We start from the raw sequence: 16,296 nt of genomic DNA, 5'->3' as shown, positions 1-16,296 counted from the left end.
GGGGGGTGCGCAGCGTAGCAGCGGTCCGCCGCGTGGCGGCGCTCAGCTGAAGATCGCCGGCGCCACCTGCACGCAGTTGCGGCCCTGGCGCTTGGCTGCATAGAGCGCCTTGTCCGCACGCGCGATCGCGGCGGCCGGGTCGTCCTCGCCCTTCTGGCGGGTCGCGATGCCGATGCTGACCGTGAGCCGCACCCGCTGCCCCTCGTGACGCAGGTCGACGTTCTCCACCGCGGTGCGCATGCGTTCGCCGATCGCCCGCGCTTCCGCCCCGTCGTGCCCCGGCAGGACGGCGATGAATTCCTCGCCGCCGTAGCGCCCGAACATGTCCGCATCCGACAGCACGCTGCGCAGCGCGACCGACACCGCGCGCAGGCAGTCGTCGCCGCAGGCATGGCCGAAGCGGTCGTTGACCGACTTGAAGTGGTCCAGGTCGACGAACAGCACCGATACCGGCCGGCCGCTGCGCTCGGCCTCGGCGAAGGTGCGCTCCACCCACAGGTCGATCGTGCGTCGGTTCATCGTGCCGGTCAGGGCGTCCATTTCCGCCGAACGGCGCAGCTTCACCGCCGCCGCGGCCTGGTCCACCTGCAACTGCACGAGCCGCAACAGCTCGCCGATCACCGACATCTCCTCGGTGGTGAACCCGTCCCCGCCGGCGCGGCGCAGCAACAGGACCGCCCAGCCGGGCGCGCGGACCTGCAACGGCACGAGGGCCTCCATCGCCACGACCGGGCCGCCTGCCGACGCCTGCACCGGCTGCTGCAGGGCGATGCCCGCCGTCGCCTGACGGCGCAGGATCAGGCCGCGCCGCTGGATCTCGTGCTCGAAGGCCGGCAACGCGTCCGCAGGCTCGACCAGCAGATGGTCGCGGCCCTGGTAACCGCGCAGCACCGCGACGCAGGATTCGTGCGGCACCAGAGGCAGGAGGTAATCCATCAGCAGACGGAATCCCTGCCACGGGAGCTGGCCGGGGTCCACGCCGCTGAGCTGGGTCTGCAGGGCCGTGGTCAGGTTGGCACGCGCCATCTCGCGCTGCATCTTGCGCTCGGTATCGAGCCGCGCGAGCCGGTCGCGGTCGCGCTGGTCGCGGTAGTCGCTGATCCGGCTGATGAGTGCCAGGCCGAGGGCGAAAACGAAGACCACCAGGGCACCCTGGTAAGCGAAGTGCAGCAGGCTGGTCTCGCCGACCAGGCCGAGGCGCACCAGCGCCATCCACAGGCCGCCGGCGACCGCGATCGCGCCGGGAACCAGCACCCCCCCGGCGAGGCGCACGCCCCGCCGGCTCGCGTCGTAGAGCATGGCGACCGCGACCATGCCCGACACCGCCCAGCCGAGCGCGGTCACCGGCCAGGCGAGCGGCGCCAACGCCGGAATGTTGAGCAGGCACAGGGCCGCCAGCACGACCAGCGCGACGGCCACGCCGCGACTCGTGCGGGCCCAGCGGTGGCCACGCGGCATCGCGTAGGCCTCGATCAGCCACTGCATCGCCGCGGCGTAGAGCAGCGCGAGCGCCGCGACGCCCTGCAATCCCCAGAATCCGAACAGCCGGCCGGCTGGAAGCCCGTACAGATGGCCGTTGGCGGCCTGCAGCAGCAAGACCAGCGCGAAGACGACTCCGAAAAACCCGAGGAAGAGGCGATCGCGCGATGCGTAGGCCAGCGAGAGGGCCAGCGTGGCCAGGGCCAGCAGCGCGCCGTACAGGGCTGCCGACACCGCGACGCCGGACCGCTCGATCCGCCGCACCTCGCCTGCGCGCGCCAGCACCGGGGCCACCCGCGCCTGCATCACACCGTCGTAGCGCACGTCGAGCTCGATCGGTCCGTGCCAGTCGGAGGGCAGGACGAAGCCGTAGCCGTTGGGGAACATCCCCTCGTCGTCACCGACCTCGAAGAAGTCGCGGGTCTCGCTGCGCCAGCCGTCGTCGCGCACGAGGTGCAGCCCGGTGACGGGCTCGCGCGGGAACCACAGCGCCCAGCGCCCCTGGGTGGGTTCCGTCGGCGGCAGGTCGAAGCGCAAGCGCAGCAGGCGCGCGGCGGCACCGAAGCGGGCCTCGCCGGCGTCGCCGATCACTTCCACCGGCTGCAGCGCGCCCGGCCGCAGCTGGGTCGAGGCCATCAACATGGCGAACAGGCCCACGAGAAGGCCCAGACAGGCCGCCAGCGCCCAGCGGTGCCCGGGCATCGCTCCCGCCCGGTCTACCGCCATGGGCGACCCCTGCCCTGCGCGCAGCACATGGCTTCCAGCCCGCGCCGGCCGGCGCTCGAGCGCGCGTGTTCGCGCATCAATCCTTCCCCCTGAACGTGGTCCCAGGCCGTCACCCGTCGCGGCGTCCCGGCCTGCGTCACATAGTGAAGCAATCCGGCGTCACAGACGCGTTGACGACCCCGTCGCCGGGGCCGGACCGGTGCGCACATCGAGTCCGCTAAACTGCGTGATTCCGTCATCGCTGCATTCGAGTCCCGCATTCCATGTCCTCCTCCGGCTCCACCGATCCCGCCGCACCACCGTCCGACGCCGTTGCTCCGGCCCGCCAGGACTTCATCCGGCAGATCGTCCGCGAGGATCTGGCGGCCGGGAAACATGCCGCTGTCCGCACGCGCTTCCCGCCCGAGCCGAACGGTTACCTCCATATCGGCCACGCGAAGGCAATCTGTTTGGATTTCGGCATCGCGAGTGAATTCGGCGGCCAGTGCAACCTTCGCTTCGACGACACCAACCCGGAGAAGGAGGATCTCGAGTTCGTCCGCGCGATCGAGGACGACGTGCGCTGGCTCGGGTTCGACTGGGCCGAGCTGCGCCATGCCTCGGACTATTTCGAGGTCTATTACCTGGCCGCCGAGAAGCTGATCCGGCAGGGCGATGCCTTCGTCTGCGACCTGACCGCCGAGCAGGTGCGCGAGTACCGCGGCACCCTGGTCGAGCCGGGCCGCGACTCGCCGTTCCGTGATCGCGGCGTCGACGAGAACCTCGACCTGTTCCGGCGCATGCGCGCGGGCGAGTTCGCCGACGGCACGCGCACGCTGCGGGCCAAGATCGACATGGCCAGCGGCAACATGAACCTGCGCGACCCGGCGCTGTACCGGATCAAGCAGGTGCCGCACCAGAACACCGGCGACGCCTGGCCGATCTACCCGATGTACGACTTCGCCCACGCGCTGGGCGATTCCATCGAGGGCATCACCCATTCGCTGTGCACGCTGGAGTTCGAGGACCACCGGCCGCTGTACGACTGGGTCGTCGACCGCGTGGACCTGGCGGGCACTCCGAAGCTGCTGGCCCCGCTGACGGCGCGCGGCCTGCCGAACGTGGCCGCGAAGCCGCGCCAGATCGAGTTCTCGCGCCTCAACATCAACTACACGGTGATGAGCAAGCGCAAGCTCACCCAGCTGGTCGCCGAAGGCCTGGTCGACGGCTGGGACGATCCGCGCATGTACACGCTGCAGGGCCTGCGCCGCCGCGGCTACACAGCGGCCAGCCTGCGCCTGCTGGTCGACCGCGTAGGCATCAGCAAGCAGAACTCGGTGATCGACTTCTCGGTGCTCGAAGGCGCGCTGCGCGACGATCTCGACGCGCGCGCGCCGCGGCGCATGGCGGTGGTCGATCCGCTCAAGCTGGTGCTGACCAACCTGCCCGAGGGCCACGCCGAAACGCTGACCTTCTCCAACCATCCCAAGGACGAGGCCCAGGGCACGCGCGAGGTGCCGTTCTCGCGCCAGCTGTGGATCGAGCGCGAGGATTTCGCCGAAGTGCCGCCCAAGGGGTGGAAGCGTCTGATCCCGGGCGGCGAAGTGCGCCTGCGCGGCGCCGGCATCGTGCGCTGCGACGAGGTGATCAAGGACGAGGGCGGCGCGATCGTCGAGCTGCGCGGCACGCTCGATCCCGAGTCGCGCCCGGGGATGGACGGCGCCAACCGCAAGATCAAGGGCACGATCCACTGGGTCAGCGCCGCACATGCGGTCGAGGCCGAGGTCCGGCTCTTTGATCGCCTGTTCGTGGTCGAGAAGCCCGACGACGAATCCACCGGCAAGACCTACCGCGACCATCTGAATCCGGAGTCGAAGCGCAGCGTGACCGGCTATGTCGAGCCGGCCGCCGCGACGGCCGCGCCCGAGCAGGCGTTCCAGTTCGAGCGCCTGGGCTACTTCGTCGCAGACCGCCACGACCATGCCGCGGACCGGCCGGTGTTCAACCGCAGCGTGACCCTGCGCGACACATGGGCGGTGCGCGCATGAGCGCCATGCGGGCGTGGCTGCTCGTGCCGCTCGTGCTGTGGCTGGCGGGCTGCGCCGCGCCGCACGCGCCTGCAGCCCTTCCGACAGAGGCACCCGGCATCACGGTTCCACACGGGGCGCCGTCCGCCCTGGCCGGCACGCCGCTGTCGCCCGACACCCGCTGCACGCGGGATGCCGACTGCACGGTCAAGAACGTCGGCAACTGCTGCGGCGCGTATCCGGCGTGCGTGAACACCGCCGCGGTCGTCGATCCCGAGGCGGTCGCGGCCGACTGCGCACGACGCGGCATCGCCTCGGTATGCGGCTTCCAGGACGTCACGGCCTGTCGCTGTGTCGCCAACCGCTGCGAAGCGGCGCCGATGGCTCCGCTCGAGCGCTGAGGCGTTCTTCTTCAAAGGCTGTTCGATGCTCCATGCACAGGTCCACCTCACGCTGCCCGCCTGGGTCCACCAGCACGTCGACGCTGCGCGCGTCTATCCGGGCGACGCCGCCAAGGTAGCGCTGGCGATCGAGCTGTCGCGACTCAACATCGAGGCGCAGAGCGGCGGCCCGTTCGGTGCGGCGGTGTTCGACGGTGGCGACCGCATCGTCTCCGTCGGCGTCAACCGGGTGATGTCGCACAGCTGCTCGGTGGCGCACGCCGAGACCATGGCCTACATGCTGGCCCAGCAACGGCTGCAGACGCCGCGGCTCAACGAGCGCATCGGTCCGGTGACGCTGGCGACGTCCTCGCAGCCGTGCTGCATGTGCTACGGCGCCACCGTCTGGGCCGGTATCGACCGGCTGTTGATCGGCGCGCGCTCGGAGGATGTCGAAGCGCTGACGCCGTTCGACGAGGGCCCGCTGCCCGCCGACTGGATCGGCGCATTGAATGCGCGCGGTATCGAGGTGATCCGCGACCTACTGCGCGACGACGCCCGCGCGGTGCTGCGGACCTACGGCGAGACCGACGGAGCGAAATACTGACATGGCCGACATCGAGCCGACGCCGCTCTCGGACGCGACCCGCGCGCCGCCCTCCGCCAGCGGACTGCTGTGCTATTGCCGTCCGGGCTTCGAGGCGGATCTCGCTGCCGAGCTCACCGAGCGGGCGGCCGGCGTACACGTGGCCGGGTACGCGCAGACGCGGCGCAACGACGGCTATGTGCTGTTCCATTCCGACAACGGCCCGTCGCTGACCCATGAACTGCCGTTCCGCGAGCTGATCTTCGCCCGCCAGAAGCTGATGCTGCTCGCCGAGCTGCGCGACCTGGATCCCACCGACCGGATCACCCCGATCTTCGAGGTGCTGGCCGGCCGCGGCCGCCATGGCGAGCTGATGGTCGAACATCCCGACTCGGACGAGGGCAAGCAGCTCGCCGGCCTGGCACGCAGCTTCGGCAATGCCCTGCGCCCGGCACTGCGCAAGCGCGGGTTCCTGAGCCAGAAGGACGAGACGCGGTTCCCCCGGCTGCACGTGTTCTTCGTTTCCGGCACGCATGCGTTTCTGGCCCAGTCGGTGGTGGGCGACAGCGCGCCGTGGCCGATGGGCATACCGCGCCTGCGCACACACGCCGATGCGCCTTCGCGCTCGGCGCTCAAGCTCGAGGAGGCCTTCATGGTCCTGCTGACCGAGCGTGAGCGCAGCGCGCGCATCAAACCGGGCATGCGGGCCGTCGATCTCGGCGCCGCCCCCGGGGGCTGGACCTGGGTGCTGACCCGCGAACACATGCGCGTGGTTGCGGTCGACAACGGCCCGATGCAGCCCGGGCTCCTCGACACCGGCCTGGTCGACCATCACCGGGTCGACGGCTTCCGCTACCAGCCCGTGGGTGCGGTCGACTGGCTGGTCTGCGACATGGTCGAACAGCCCCGGCGCGTGGCCGAGCGCATGGCGACCTGGTTTCGCGAGGGCTGGTGCCGGCACGCGATCTTTAACCTCAAGCTGCCCATGAAGAAACGCTGGCAGGAGACCCTGCAGGCGCTGGACCTGTTCGCCAACACCGCCGGCGAGCACCCGGACCTGGTGATCCGCGCGCGCCAGCTCTATCACGACCGCGAAGAGATCACGGTCTACGCCAGCATCGAATAAGCCGGAGCACGCACCATGGCCGCAGCTTGGATCACCGTCGTCGCCCCGTACCTGCCCGAGATCGTGCGTCTGGCGCGGCCGATCTTCACCCGCACGCCGCCCCCGCTGGTGGACCTCGGCCAGCAGCGGCGCAACGACGTGGTGGATGCGCAGATCGTGGAGCTGCAGGACGCGGCCAGCCAGAACGCGGATTCCATCGGCAAGCTCGCCGCGGACATGCAGAAGACCATCGAGGCCCTGCATCTGGCGGCTGCGCGGGCGGAGGCTCGACTGGTCCGGGCCCAGGCCCTGGCGCTGGTCGCCGCCACGGTCGCGGTACTGGCCTTCGGGCTCGCCGCCTGGGCGCTCGTGCGCTGACACGCAAGCCGCATCCGCGCTGCATACTGCGCGCGCCCTCCCTCCCGGATCCACCCGCATGGCGTCCAGCCTGCTGACCCTGCTCGACGATATCGCCACCGTGCTCGACGACGTGGCGGTGATGACCAAACTGGCCGCGCGCAATTCCGCCGGCGTCCTCGGCGACGACCTGGCGCTCAATGCGCAACAGGTCACCGGCGTCAAGGCCGACCGGGAGCTGCCGGTGGTCTGGGCGGTGGCGAAAGGCTCGGCGCGCAACAAGGCCATTCTCGTACCGGCGGCCCTGACGATCAGTGCCTGGCTGCCCTGGCTGGTGACCCCGCTGCTGATGGCCGGCGGCCTGTTCCTCTGTTACGAGGGCTTCGAGAAGGTCCTGCACAAGCTCGTGCACCGGGCCGAGGACGATGCCGCCAAGCCCGGCCGCACCGCGGCGCTGGCCGGCGCGGAGGTCGATCCGGTGGCCTTCGAGCGCGACAAGATCCGCGGTGCCGTGCGCACCGACCTGATCCTGTCGGCGGAGATCATCGCGATCACCCTCGGCACCGTGGCGGGTGCGGCGTTCACCACCCAGCTCGGTGTGCTGGTCGGGATCTCGGCCCTGATGACCATCGGCGTGTACGGGTTCGTGGCCGGGATCGTGAAACTCGACGACGCGGGCCTGGCCCTGAGCCGGGCGGCATCCGGATTCGCGCGTGCCGCCGGACGGGGCATCCTCCGCGCCGCGCCGTGGCTCATGAAGGGTCTGGCCATCGCCGGCACGGCGGCGATGTTTCTGGTCGGCGGCGGCATCATCACCCATGGCATCCACGATCTCGCGACCTGGATCACGCGCACCGCCAACGGACTCGGCGGCCTGCCGACGGTCGGCAGCGTGCTTGGTGCGATCACGCCGACCCTGATCAATGCCGCGGTCGGCATCCTCGCCGGCGGACTGGCCGTCGGCGCGGTCGCGCTCGTCAGACGTCTGCGCGGACAGGCCGCGCCCGCCCACTGAGTCGCGATCAGCCGCCGGCTGCCCGCTGCCACAGCAGGCGGTTCAACGGCGGCACCCGCCCCGCGATGCCCAGCAGGTGGCTGCGCAGCAGCACCGGCAGCACCGAGTCGTTGGAATAGACGTCGTTGATCAGCTCGAACGCATGCGCCGCGATCGTATTCTCGCTGCGACGGGCACGTGCCCAGCGCGCCAGGGCCTGTGGTGCGTCCCAGCGGGCCCCGCGGTCCAGGGCATCGCCGAGCACGGCCGTGAGGCTGGCGACGTCACGCAGACCGAGGTTCACGCCCTGCCCGGCAAGTGGATGCACCACATGGGCCGCATCTCCGAGCACGAGTACACGGCCGGCACGCTGGGTGGCCGCGAGCTGGCGGCGCAGCGGGAACGCGGCGCGGACCGATATCGGCGCCAGTGCGCCCAGACGCCCGCCCGAGGCACGGGTCAGCGCGTCGGCGAATGCGGCCTCGTCGAGTGAGAGCAAGCGCTCCGCCTCTGCCGTCGGCACGGACCAGACGATCGAGCTGAGGCCGTCGGCGCAGGGCAGCAAGGCCAGCGGTCCACCGGGCAGGAAGCGCTGCCACGCGGTGTCTTCGTGCGACCGCTCGCTGCGGATGTAGCCGACCACGCCGCTCTGCCCGTAATCGCGGGCCCGGGTGTCGATCCCCGCCAGACGCCGCGCCGCGGAGTCCGCGCCATCGGCGGCGACCAGCAGCGTCGTGTCGATCCGGGTGCCGTCCTCGAGGCGAACGGAGATCCGCGCATCGCCCTCGTCGACCGCCTCGAGGGCGCCCGGGCAGCGGACGTCCACGCCCGCGGCCTGCAGGCGCGACCACAGCCGGTCCACTAGCAAGCCGTGCTCGACAATCCAGCCGAGCTCGCGCTTCGCCAGCGCGTCGGCGTCGAAGCGCAGCGCGCTGCCGCCGCCGGCATCCCACACCTCCATCCGGCGATACGCGTGGGCGCGGGTCGCTTCGACGCCCGCCCAGACCCCGATCGTCCCGAACAGGCGCGCGTTGTCGTGGGCCAGGGCATAGACCCGGAGATCGGGCGATGCCGGCGTCCACGGCGCCGGCGCGCGCGGCTCCACCAGCACCACGTCGAACCCACGACCGGCGAGGGCCAGCGCGCAGGCCGCGCCGACCACGCCGCCCCCGGCGATCACCACGTCGCGCGGACCCCGCCGGCTCATGCCCCCCCCGCCCGGCACAGTGCCGGCACCTGCCCGCGATAGCCCATCGCCCCGCTGGCGAGCGCTGCGCGCAAGCCCGCGTCGCGTTCCAGTACCAGCAGACCCAGGCTGCGCAGCGGACGCAGCAGCAGGGACGGATTGGACGTGAGCCGGGCCAGGCCGTCGGAAAACCCGAGGGTGGCCGCCCGGTCCTCGCGGCGCCGCGCGGCATAGGCCTCCAGCAGGCCAGGCGCGCCGGGATCCGGCTGCCCGGTCACGAGTTCGGCCAGCGTCAATGCGTCGCGAAGTCCCAGGTTGAAGCCCTGGGCGCCGACGGGATGCAGCGTCTGCGCGGCATTGCCCACCAGCGCCGCGCGCGGCGCGGTCAGCCGCGAGGCCACCACACGGCGCAATGCGTAGCGGCTGCGCGGTCCGACGTCGACGAACCGGCCGGCGCGCCACCCGAACGTGTCCTGCACGCGTGCCAGGAAGGCCGCGTCGTCCAGCGCCGCCACCGCGCCGGCGTCGTCCGCGTCCACGCCGTGAACCAGGCCGTAGTGGCGATCCCCGCGGGGCAGCAGGGCCGTCGGTCCGCTGGCGGTCAGACGCTCGTAGGCCACGCCGTCGGGCGGCCGCGCGGTGCGCAGCCGGGCCACGAACAGCGCCTGACGATAATCGTGCACGGCGGCATCGATACCCAAAGCGGCACGGGTCTGCGAATCGCTGCCGTCCGCCGCGACCACCAAAGCGGCGGCGATCCGCTGCGGCCCGTCGGCGCCCTCGAGGTGGAGCAGCGGCCGCCCGGCCTCATCGCGTGCCAGCGTCGTCAGCCGGGCGGGACGGTAGCGGGCGACATGACGCGCCTCCGCCAGCCTCGCGTCCAGCGCGAGGCCGAAATCGCGCGCCACCACCACCTGGCCGAACTGCGCGCGGTCGTAGTCCTGCGCGTCCAGGCACACCCGACCGAAATCACCGGCGCGGCTGACGTGGATCCGGCGGATCGGTCCCGGCGGCGTTGCGAGCTTCTGCAGCACGCCCAGCGCGGTGAGCGCGTTGACGCTGGCTTCGGCGAAACTGAGATTGCGCTGGTCGAACACGGCCGGCATCGCCCCGTCCGGTGTCGCCTCCACGAGCGCGGCGTCGATACCGGCCCGGTCGAGCGCGATCGCGAGGCTCGCACCGACCAGGCCGCCGCCCACGATCGCCACCTGGTGTACATGGTCCATGTGCCGATGATAAGCGCTCCGGCGCACGCCCCCGGCGCCTCCGCTAGAATGCCCGGCGTGATCCGCCCGAATGTCCCGGAGTTGCAATGAATCCCGTCGCCCGACGCGCCACGATCCTCGCATTGCTCGCCGTGTTGCTGGCGGGCACGCGGCTGCACCACTTCGGCGCGGTGCCCGACGCCTCGTGGGCGGTGTTCTTCATCGGCGGCTTCTATCTCTCGACATGGTCGCGCTGGGCGTTTCCGGCGCTGATGGTGCTGGCGGTGGCGGTGGACTGGGCCGTGATCACCGGCCAGGGGCTCTCGTTCTGGAGTCACTACTGCGTCTCGCCGGCGTACTGGTGCCTGGTGCCCGCCTACTTCGCGATGTGGGCGGGCGGGCTGTGGCTGCGCCGCCGAGCCGCCGGTCCGGGGCTGGTGCAGGCGCTGAGGCTCGCCGCCGCGCTGGTGGGGTCGGTGGCCCTGTGCCACCTGCTCGCGCAGGGCAGCTTCTACTGGATCAGCAGCAGCGTCGTCGAGCCGACCCTTGCCGGCTGGTGGAAGAACTACAGCGACTGGTTGCTGCCCTACATGCGGGTCGCCGCGATGTACGTCGGTGCCGCCGCCATGCTGCACGTCCTGTTGACCCGCGTCCTGCCGCAGCCCGCCGCGCCGCGTGCGGTCCACGCGGACTGAGCCGGCGCGCGATGGGCAACCGCCTTTCGAAGATCTACACCCGCACCGGCGACGACGGTTCGACCGGGCTCGGCGACGGCACCCGCGTCGCCAAGGAGTCCGCCCGGGTCACCGCCTACGGCACCGTCGATGAGGCCAATTCGTGTATCGGTCTGCTGCTGGCGGCCGAGGTTCCGGGCGACGTCCGCGACCTGCTCACGACCATCCAGCACCAGCTCTTCGATCTGGGCGGTGAACTGTGCATCCCCGGCCACGCCGCGATCGAGGACGCCGACGTGACGGCACTGGAAGCGCATCTCGACCGCTACAACGACGACCTGCCTCCGCTGAAGGATTTCATCCTGCCCGGGGGCGGCGAGGCCGCCGCGCGCTGCCACGTCGCGCGCACCGTCGTGCGGCGGGCCGAGCGCGACGCGGTGGCGCTGTCGCGCTCGGAGCCGGTGCGCCCCGAGGCGGTGCGCTATCTCAACCGGCTGTCGGACCTGCTGTTCGTGCTGGCCCGGGTGCTGGCCCGTGCCGGGGGACACGACGACGTCCTGTGGCGCCACGAGCGCCGGCGCTGAACGATGCACCATCCGGTCGGCTTCGGGGGTGATACACGGCGGGTGCCGGTGTTCTCGCACGCCAGCGGCCTCGATCACGACACCGGACCGGGTCATGCAGAGCGGCCGGAACGTCTGGCCGCGGTGATCGAAGCACTGCGTGCGGCCGATCCACAGCTCGACCTGCGTCAGGCGCCGGCCGCCACCCGCGGCCAGCTGCTGCGCGTGCACGACGAGACGCTGCTGGCGACCGTCCTCGAGTCGCGGCCCACAGGCCGGATCCCGCTGGATGCGGACACCGTGCTCTCTCCCGGCTCGGCCCAGGCTGCGCTGCACGCGGCGGGCGCCGGCATCGCCGCGGTGGAACTGGTGTTCGCGGGCGAGGCACGGCGCGCCTTCTGCGCCGTGCGACCGCCCGGCCACCACGCCACCCGCGACATCGCGATGGGCTTCTGCCTGTTCAACAGCATCGCGGTGGCCGCGGCGCACGCGCTCGACCGCTTCGGTCTGACCCGGGTCTCGATCATCGATTTCGACGTCCACCACGGCAACGGCACCCAGGCGATCTTCGAGGCCGAGCCGCGCGTGCAGTACGTGAGCTCGCACCAGCTTCCGCTGTATCCGGATACGGGCCAGCGCCACGAGCGCGGCGTCGGCAACATCGTCAATCTGCCGCTGCCGCCGAGGACCGACGGGGCACGGTTCCGCGCGGCGTGGGGCGAGCGCCTGCTGCCCGAGATCGACGCGTTCGCCCCCCAGCTCGTGCTGGTCTCGGCCGGTTTCGATGCGCATCGGCTGGACCCGCTGGCGCAGCTCGAACTCGACGCCACCGACTTCGCCTGGTTGACCCGGGAACTCGTCGCGCTGGCCGATCGCCATGCCGAGGGCCGCCTGGTGTCGATGCTCGAGGGCGGTTACGACCTCGACGCCCTGCGTGCCTGCAGCGTGGCCCATCTGCAGGCCCTGTCGGACTGACCGCCGCGGCTGGGGGCGCCGATTCGCCGCGCCCGTCGCCGACGCGCGCGGCGATCGTCCCTGCAGCTCATGTGTGAACGCGGCCTGCTGCCGCTGCATTGCCGCTGCACGGGCGATCCGGCATGCTGGCGCACGTTTTTCGCTGAACGGATCCACCGTGCGCCCTGCCCTACGCCTGCTGCCCCTTCCGTTCTGCATCGCCCTTTCCCTGACTGCCCAGGCCGACGACGTGCTTCGGCCCAACTACTGGGCGCTGTGTCCGATCGAGGATGCCGTGCCGGCCTTCGCCGACGCCCAGGCACCGGTGGGCTCGGTGGAGGACCGCGAGAGGCAGCCGACCAACATCGACGGCAACCAGTTCGAAGGCCTGTCGGGTGTGGACAGCGACTTCACCGGCAACGTCAGCGGGGATGTGACCCTGCGCCGCGGCGACCAGTTCCTCGGTACGGACGACCTGCAGTTCTCGCAGGAAGACGGGACGTTCGTCGCCAACGGGAACGTGCGTTACCAGGACTCCGGAATGCGGGTGATCGCCGACCGCCTGGAGGGCGACTCGATCGCCGAGGCCTACCGGATGGACAACGTCCGCTACCAGCTCACCGCGCGTCGCGGCAACGGTGGCGCCGAGGAGATCCGGATGACCGGCGCGCAGGGCGCGCTGATCGGCTCGACCTACTCCACCTGTCCGCCCAGCGACCGTTGGTGGGAATTGCGCGCGAACCGGATCGACGTCGACACCGAAATGGGCATGGGCACGGCGCGCAGCGCCACCCTGCGCGTGGGCAAGGTGCCGGTGCTCTACGTGCCGTGGTTCCGCTTTCCGGTGGACGAGCGCCGCATCTCGGGCCTGCTTTATCCGCGCATCTCCCAATCCGGGCGAAACGGCTTCGACTATACCCAGCCGATCTATCTCAACCTGGCGCCGAACTACGACCTGACCCTGGAGCCACGCTTCATGAGCCGGCGCGGCGTGCAGCTCGGCAGCGAGTTCCGCTTCATGACCGGCTCGACCCGCGGCGAGTTCGACGCGGCCTTCCTGCCCTCGGACAAGCTCGCCAGCCGCGAGCGTGAGCTGGAGGCCGAACAGGTGCCGATCGTCGAGAACCGGCGCAAGGACGACCGCGCCTTCCTCAGCTTCAACGGCTCGGCCGACCTCAACCGCCGCTGGCAGGGCCGCGCGAGCCTGACCTGGATGAGCGATCCGCGTTACCTGGAGGATTCGAGCAACAACATCGACGGCATCTCCGCGGTCAGTGCGCTGAGCCAGGTGGGCGTGTTCGGTCAGGGCACGTCGGGCGACCTGGGCTTCTGGAACGCCGGCGTGCTCGGCGACTACCAGCTCCTCACCGATTACACGCTGCCCGAGGCGGTCCTGCCCTACAACCGGCTGCCGCATGCGTTCTTCAGCTGGCAGCGGCCGTACGGCCGCTGGATCAATGCGGGCATCGACTCGACCGCCACCCGGTTCGCGCACGTCGACGACGTGGCGCGGCCGGGCGGTACCCGGGTCGACCTGAAGCCTTACGTCTCCCTGCCGCTGGAAGGACCGAGCTGGTTCATCCGGCCCACCGTGGCATGGCGTCACACCTCGTACGCACTCGACCGCGTGCTGGCCGACCGCATCGCCGACCAGCGCGCGCGCGCCGAGCTGGGCATCCCGGGCAATCAGCCGGTGCCGGCCGAAACGCTCGCTCTCTATCGCGACAGCGGACCGAGCCGCAGCCAGCCGATCACCTCGATCGATGCCGGCCTGTTCTTCGACCGCAACAGCCGGTTCCGCGGCGAGGACTATCTGCATACGCTCGAGCCGCGCGTGTACTACCTGCACTCGCCCTACCGCGAGCAGAGCGCATTGCCACTGTTCGACACCAGTCCGCTGACCTTCGGCTGGGGCCAGCTGTTCCGCGACAACCGCTACTCGGGCGCCGACCGCCAAGCAGACGCCAACCAGATCACGCTGGCGATGAGCACGCGGCTGATCCGCGAGTCCGACGGCATGGAGAAACTCTCCGCAAGCCTCGGCCAGATCGTCTATCTGGACGACTCGCGGGTGACGGTCCCGGGCGAGGCCCAGGTCGAGCAGGGCCGCTCGGCATGGGTCGCGGATTCCACCTATGCCATCAACGACCGCTGGACCGTCAGCGCGGGCTATCAGTGGGACCCGAAGTTCCGCCGCGAAGACCTGATGTCACTGCGCACCCGCTACCTCATTGGCGACGAGGGGATCGTCAACTTCGCCTACCGCCGCCGTGGCGACCTGATCGAGCAGGCGGATTTCTCGTTCCTGTATCCGATCAGCCCGGCCTGGAGCGTCATCGGCCGCTACTACTACTCGTTCACCGAGAACCGCCTGCTCGAAGCCATCGCCGGCGTGCAGTGGGACAGCTGCTGCCTGGCCGCGCGCGTGGTCGGCCGGCGCTACCTGCGCAACCGCCAGGGCGAGCTGAACAACGCGATCATGTTCGAACTTGAACTGAAGGGTCTCGGCTCGGCGGGACCCAATACGGAAGACCGTTTGCGCCGTGCTATTCTCGGTTATTACCGCGATGACCTCTATCTCGTGCCGCCGTCCGAGCTGCGCAACAGCGACGACGTGGAAACCCTCACTCCCGGCCTGAGCCAATGAAGACACTGATCCGTTCCCTCGCGGCGGCCGCCGTGCTGTTCGCCGCTACCGCCCAGGCGCAGGACCTGCAGCCGCTCGACCGCATCGCTGCGGTCGTCGACGAGGACGTGATCCTCGCGAGCGAGCTCGAGCGCGCCGTCGCCAACATCCGCGGCCAGTACGCGACGCGCCAGGACCAGCTGCCGCCGCAGCAGATCCTCGAGCGGCAGGTGCTCGAACGCCTGATCACCCTGCGCCTGCAGACCGCCCGCGCCCAGCAGACCGGCGTGCGCATCAGCGACGAGGAGGTCGACCAGGCCATCGGCGCGATCGCGCAGCAGAACAACTTCACGATGGACCAGCTGCGCCAGCAGCTCGCCGGCGACGGCATGTCCTTCGACGATTTCCGGGCATCGCTGCGCGACGAGCTGATGATCCAGCGCATGCGCCAGCGGTTCGCGCAGAGCCGCATTTCGGTCAGCGACTCGGAAGTGGATGCGGCGCTGTCCGCCCAGGCCACCGGTGCGCAGTACCGGCTGGCGCACATTCTCGTCGCGCTGCCGGAAGGGGCGACCCCGGAGCAGATCCAGATCGGCCAGCAGAAGATCGACGGCATCAAGGGCCTGCTCGACCGCGGCGAAATGGAGTTCTCGGCCGCCGCCGTTCGCTACTCCGACAGCCCCAATGCGCTGGAAGGCGGCGATCTGGGCTGGCGTCGCACCGACGAGATCCCGGCTGCCTTCGCCACCGCCGTGACCTCGCTGCAGCCCGGCCAGGTGCTCGGCCCCATCCGCGGCCCCAGCGGCTTCCAGCTGCTGCAGCTGGTGGACACGCGCGACGCGGCGCAGTCGGCCGGGGCGACGGTGACCGAGTTCCAGGCACGACACATCCTGATCCGCGCCCCCGCGGGCGACGACGCCGCGGCCCGCGCCCGGGCCGACACGTTGCGCGCGCGCATCGTCGGAGGGGCGGATTTCGCGGAGATCGCCCGCGAGAACTCGGAAGACACCAGCACGCGTGGGACGGGTGGCGACCTCGGCTGGTTCACGCAGGACGAGTTCGGCCCGGACTTCGGCAGCCAGGTCGCGGCGCTGGACAACGGCGGCGTGTCCGCCCCGTTCCGGACCCAGGCCGGCTGGCACATCGTCCAGCGGATGGCCACGCGGCAGTCGTCGGGCAACGACAGCAACCGGCGCGCGCAGGCGCGCGAGGCGATCGGCCAGCGCAAGCTGGAAGACGAGTGGGACCGCTACGTGCGCGAGCTGCGCGGCGAGGCCTACGTCAGCATCCGCATCGGCCCCAATCCCGATCCCGAGGTCGCGGGCAGCGGCGGATGAATCCTGCGACCGTCACGCCGGATCGCATGACGGTCCGCGCGTCCTGGCGGCCGTCCCGCGGAGTTCTCCTCGAGCCGACGCGCGGCCGCGGTGCGTGCCGGACCGGCACCTCGCAGCC

14 protein-coding genes are annotated in these 16,296 nt (G+C 70.8%); 11 read left to right on the top strand and 3 right to left on the bottom strand.

What is annotated here, in order from left to right; translation table 11 throughout:
- Window positions 1-42: 42 nt before the first annotated feature.
- Complete coding sequence (locus H0E82_RS02555; protein ID WP_180543413.1) at window positions 43-2,205, bottom strand: GGDEF domain-containing protein; 2,163 nt, start codon at window positions 2,203-2,205, stop codon at window positions 43-45.
- A gap of 263 nt (window positions 2,206-2,468) precedes the next feature.
- Here H0E82_RS02555 and H0E82_RS02550 point away from each other — a divergent pair, with 263 nt between their 5' ends.
- The 6 genes from H0E82_RS02550 to H0E82_RS02525 are packed head-to-tail and all read left to right on the top strand — an operon-like array spanning window position 2,469 to window position 7,654.
- Window positions 2,469-4,232, top strand: a complete 1,764-nt coding sequence (locus tag H0E82_RS02550) for a glutamine--tRNA ligase/YqeY domain fusion protein (RefSeq protein WP_180543412.1) — start codon at window positions 2,469-2,471, stop codon at window positions 4,230-4,232.
- Window positions 4,229-4,612, top strand: a complete 384-nt coding sequence (locus H0E82_RS02545; protein ID WP_180543411.1) for a hypothetical protein — start codon at window positions 4,229-4,231, stop codon at window positions 4,610-4,612. Before H0E82_RS02550 ends, H0E82_RS02545 begins: the two co-directional genes overlap by 4 nt.
- A gap of 25 nt (window positions 4,613-4,637) precedes the next feature.
- Window positions 4,638-5,198, top strand: coding sequence for a nucleoside deaminase (locus tag H0E82_RS02540; RefSeq protein WP_180543410.1), 561 nt, complete (start codon window positions 4,638-4,640; stop codon window positions 5,196-5,198).
- A gap of 1 nt (window position 5,199) precedes the next feature.
- Window positions 5,200-6,303, top strand: a complete 1,104-nt coding sequence (gene rlmM, locus H0E82_RS02535) for a 23S rRNA (cytidine(2498)-2'-O)-methyltransferase RlmM (protein WP_180543409.1) — start codon at window positions 5,200-5,202, stop codon at window positions 6,301-6,303.
- Between the two features lie 15 nt (window positions 6,304-6,318).
- The gene (locus H0E82_RS02530; RefSeq protein ID WP_180543408.1) at window positions 6,319-6,660 is read left to right on the top strand and encodes a hypothetical protein; all 342 of its coding nucleotides are present in this window, start codon (window positions 6,319-6,321) and stop codon (window positions 6,658-6,660) included.
- A 58-nt stretch (window positions 6,661-6,718) separates the two neighbouring features.
- Window positions 6,719-7,654 (top strand): DUF808 domain-containing protein, encoded by a 936-nt coding sequence (locus H0E82_RS02525; protein ID WP_180543407.1) that lies wholly within the window; start codon window positions 6,719-6,721, stop codon window positions 7,652-7,654.
- Window positions 7,655-7,661: 7 nt separating this feature from the next.
- On the opposite strand, the gene H0E82_RS02520 is transcribed toward H0E82_RS02525, so the two are convergent.
- Together H0E82_RS02520 and ubiH are read right to left on the bottom strand one after the other, a co-directional pair.
- A complete protein-coding gene (locus tag H0E82_RS02520; protein WP_180543406.1) occupies window positions 7,662-8,840 on the bottom strand; it encodes an FAD-dependent oxidoreductase in 1,179 nt (392 codons plus the stop codon).
- Window positions 8,837-10,045, bottom strand: a complete 1,209-nt coding sequence (gene ubiH, locus H0E82_RS02515) for a 2-octaprenyl-6-methoxyphenyl hydroxylase (RefSeq protein ID WP_180543405.1) — start codon at window positions 10,043-10,045, stop codon at window positions 8,837-8,839. The genes H0E82_RS02520 and ubiH overlap by 4 nt, the downstream gene beginning before the upstream one ends.
- An 86-nt stretch (window positions 10,046-10,131) precedes the next feature.
- Between ubiH and H0E82_RS02510 the strand changes: the two genes are divergently transcribed.
- From H0E82_RS02510 to H0E82_RS02490, 5 genes are all read left to right on the top strand, one after another.
- Entirely contained in the window at window positions 10,132-10,719 is a 588-nt protein-coding gene (locus H0E82_RS02510) for a hypothetical protein (RefSeq protein WP_180543404.1), read from the top strand.
- Between the two features lie 11 nt (window positions 10,720-10,730).
- On the top strand, window positions 10,731-11,282 hold the full coding sequence (locus H0E82_RS02505) for a cob(I)yrinic acid a,c-diamide adenosyltransferase (protein ID WP_180543403.1): 552 nt from the start codon (window positions 10,731-10,733) through the stop codon (window positions 11,280-11,282).
- Between the two features lie 42 nt (window positions 11,283-11,324).
- Window positions 11,325-12,236 carry a histone deacetylase family protein gene (locus H0E82_RS02500; protein ID WP_180543521.1) on the top strand — a complete coding sequence of 304 codons (912 nt, stop codon included), beginning with the start codon at window positions 11,325-11,327 and terminating at the stop codon, window positions 12,234-12,236.
- 157 nt (window positions 12,237-12,393) lie between these two features.
- Complete coding sequence (gene lptD / locus H0E82_RS02495) at window positions 12,394-14,862, top strand: LPS assembly protein LptD (RefSeq protein ID WP_328796941.1); 2,469 nt, start codon at window positions 12,394-12,396, stop codon at window positions 14,860-14,862.
- The gene (locus H0E82_RS02490) at window positions 14,859-16,178 is read left to right on the top strand and encodes a peptidylprolyl isomerase (protein WP_180543401.1); all 1,320 of its coding nucleotides are present in this window, start codon (window positions 14,859-14,861) and stop codon (window positions 16,176-16,178) included. The genes lptD and H0E82_RS02490 overlap by 4 nt, the downstream gene beginning before the upstream one ends.
- Window positions 16,179-16,296: the final 118 nt, after the last annotated feature.

It is taken from the genome of Luteimonas deserti (assembly GCF_013425765.1).
Lineage (GTDB): Bacteria > Pseudomonadota > Gammaproteobacteria > Xanthomonadales > Xanthomonadaceae > Luteimonas > Luteimonas deserti.
Note: the sequence above shows the minus strand (reverse complement) of the source record. Positions and strands in the feature narration are given on the sequence as shown.